The organism is Luteococcus sp., from assembly GCF_043424415.1.
Taxonomy (GTDB): Bacteria; Actinomycetota; Actinomycetes; order Propionibacteriales; family Propionibacteriaceae; genus Luteococcus.
This window is the reverse complement of sequence record NZ_JBHWOO010000134.1, coordinates 1-2,644: the sequence shown is the minus strand read 5'-3', so window position 1 is coordinate 2,644 and position 2,644 is coordinate 1. Positions and strand designations below refer to the sequence as shown.

At 65.2% G+C, this 2,644-nt stretch carries 2 protein-coding genes, 2 tRNA genes and 1 pseudogene; 3 read left to right on the top strand and 2 right to left on the bottom strand.

Annotated features, from left to right (window positions below):
• Nucleotides 1-100 precede the first annotated feature (100 nt).
• From ACHFFZ_RS08090 to ACHFFZ_RS08080, 3 genes are all read left to right on the top strand, one after another.
• A tRNA-Gly gene (locus ACHFFZ_RS08090) sits at nt 101-176 on the top strand.
• A gap of 25 nt (nt 177-201) precedes the next feature.
• A tRNA-Val gene (locus ACHFFZ_RS08085) sits at nt 202-276 on the top strand.
• 220 nt (nt 277-496) lie between these two features.
• Nucleotides 497-637: a hypothetical protein gene (locus ACHFFZ_RS08080; RefSeq protein WP_207382248.1), complete on the top strand. Its 141-nt coding sequence runs from the start codon at nt 497-499 to the stop codon at nt 635-637.
• Between the two features lie 189 nt (nt 638-826).
• Here the strand turns inward: ACHFFZ_RS08080 and ACHFFZ_RS08075 are convergent.
• Nucleotides 827-1,858, bottom strand: a pseudogene (locus tag ACHFFZ_RS08075) (recombinase family protein); the annotation flags it as partial.
• A gap of 480 nt (nt 1,859-2,338) precedes the next feature.
• The coding region (locus tag ACHFFZ_RS08070) for a helix-turn-helix domain-containing protein (RefSeq protein ID WP_394276132.1) at nt 2,339-2,644 on the bottom strand (306 nt) is incomplete at its 5' end.

Below are 2,644 nucleotides of genomic sequence, written 5' to 3'. Positions count from 1 at the left end.
CGGTGGCGCCCGCCGGTGACGTCGGCCACGAGGGGCCCCGTTCGTTTGCGCAGTGAACCGCCCGAGCACTAGGGTGTTCCTTCGTCGGCCTGGCCGATGTGCGGACGTGGCTCAGTTGGTAGAGCATCACCTTGCCAAGGTGAGGGTCGCGGGTTCGAGTCCCGTCGTCCGCTCCATTTCCTCTCGCACCTTTGGGTGCATGGGCGATTGGCGCAGCGGTAGCGCGCTTCCCTGACACGGAAGAGGTCACTGGTTCGATCCCAGTATCGCCCACCAGATTGGATGTATTAGAACACCTGACATCGGTTGATGTGGGTGCGAGGGCGGCGAACGGCTCGTTGAGCTGGATCGCCGCTTTTTCGTCTTCGGTGATGAAGATGCGCTGGTAGAAGGCCTGATTGGCGAGCCGTTTGCCCAAGTCGTCGGTGCGCTCATACATGGTGGCGCAGTCGGCGAGGAGTCGTAGTGCGGTGGCGAGGTGCTTCCGGGGGCCTTCGTGATCACGCCGTTCCGCTTCCAGCCGCCGGGTGACGTCGTTCAGGGCAACCCGGATGCGGTCTTGGTGGCGTTTGAGGGTGTCGAGGTCGATGGCATCGGCGAAGTGGGCCTCGAGGAGCTTGTCCGCCTCGCTCTCTAGCCGGGTCTTGGTAGCGGTGAGGTCGTCGATGGCCTGGGAGCGTTCGGCAAGGCGTTGATCGAACTCGGCTTCGACCCGCCCTGCGAGTTGCTGGTACCTGCGTTCGGTGATGGTGATCTGTTGGTAGCAGTCGGCAACGAGTTGCTCAGCGACGCCAACGGGCACCGCCCTACGCGTACAGGCGGTGCGCTTCGTGGCTCGGCCGCTGCAGATGTAGTAGGCGTAGCGAATACCTTGCTTGTTGCGGGCATAGTCGAGCTGCAACCGCGCCTTGCAAGTGCCGCAGTACAGGGTGCCTTTCAGGTAGTGGTCGTGCTTGCGGCGGCGTTCGCCGGCGGTGGCGCTGGTGTCCAGAAGAGTCTGAACCTGCTGCCACGTCTCTACACCGATGATCGGTTCGTGGGCGCCGGGGTGAAGAGCCCCTTGGTAGCGGACCTGTCCGATGTAGTACGGATTACGCAGCAGCTTGAAGAACGTGGACCGCCCCACCGGCCCCGACGGACGCTTCGGCGTCGGCACCGTGGTCAATCCTCGTGCGGTGGCTTCGGCCAACAGGTCAGGGACGGTGTGCTCACCGGCCGCGTAGGTCTCGAAGACCCACCGGATGAGAGGCGCACGGTCGGGGTCGATCTCAACGGTCCGGTACTCCCGACCCTGCGCGTCGCGCTTGCGGATGTTGCGGTAGCCGATCGGTGCCCGGCTTGGAGTGCCGCCTGCGGCGACTTTCTGGGTCATGCCCTTGGTCACTTCGGCGGCGAGGTTGCGGGAGTAGAACTCCGCAATCGAGGACATGATCCCGTGCAGCAGCATCCCCGACGGGGTCTCGTCGATGTTCTCGGTCGCGGAGACCAACTGGACGCCGGCGTCGATGAGCTGGCGGTGGATGTCGACGTCATCGAGCCGGTTACGGGCCAGCCGATCGACCTTGTGCACGATGCAATACGTGACCTGATGGGTCGCAATGTAATCCAGTAGCTGCTGCAACCCCGGCCGTTTCGCCGACCTGGCTGACTCGCCGGCGTCGACGAACTCCGCGACCATCTGGGCGCCGAGGGTTTCGGCTTTGCGGCGGTTCGCCTCACGCTGGGCCGGGATGGAGAATCCTTCGTCGCGGCCGCTGGTGGTGGCTTGTTCCTTGGTGGAGACCCGCTGGTAGGTCACCGCCGTCACCCGCCCCTCACCCGGGACGGTCAGGATCTTCGTGTCGGCGGTCGTCGTCATGGTTGGTGGTCCTCGTCGTCGAGTCGGCTACAGGTGCGGTCTGGTGGTGGAGGCGGTCGGCGAGGTGCAGCACTAGCGCGACCAGCCGGTCCATGTCTGGCTCGCCCCGGGGCACGGGTTCGGCGATCAACCGCCGCCCGTTCGGTGTGGTGCGTGCATGCCTCATGCCCCACAGGTGGACACCCCACCCCAGAACCCACGGGGACAGTTGGAGTGGTTACGGTTCCGGAAAATGTCCGGCACCGACTCTTCGACCGGAGTCGGGCAGGGCGGTGGCGGGTGGGGTGGTTCACGGCGGGGGAAAATTTCCCCAGCCGTGCAACCCAACCGGATGGTGCACGATCCGCACTGCCTCGCCGCGGCCCCCGATACCGGGGTCCCACTGACGGCTCACTCTGCAGGTGCGCACCGTGCCCCAGATGGAACACCCTGGCAGTGGCCTCCACGACTACTCCAGGTAAGGGGCTTGTGTCGAGCAGATCAGGCATGAATGCGCAGATCACCGTCTAATCTGCGCGTATCCCGGACATCGTCCGGGGCGGGCAGCGGCTGCCCGCACCACAAGCAACCCGTCAGATCGTCTGCCGTCTGCCGGGTCCGCTGGTGATACTGGTTGCGGTATGCGGTTGGGGTGACGCCCATGATCTTGGCGAACTGCTCCGCCGCATGACCACGATTCCGCCACCCCACCCGGACCCCGATCTCGCCTACCGTCATGTCCGACTCCCGCAACAGCCGAGCCATCTCCCGCACCCGCAACCGAGCCAGCAACATGATCGGCGGGAC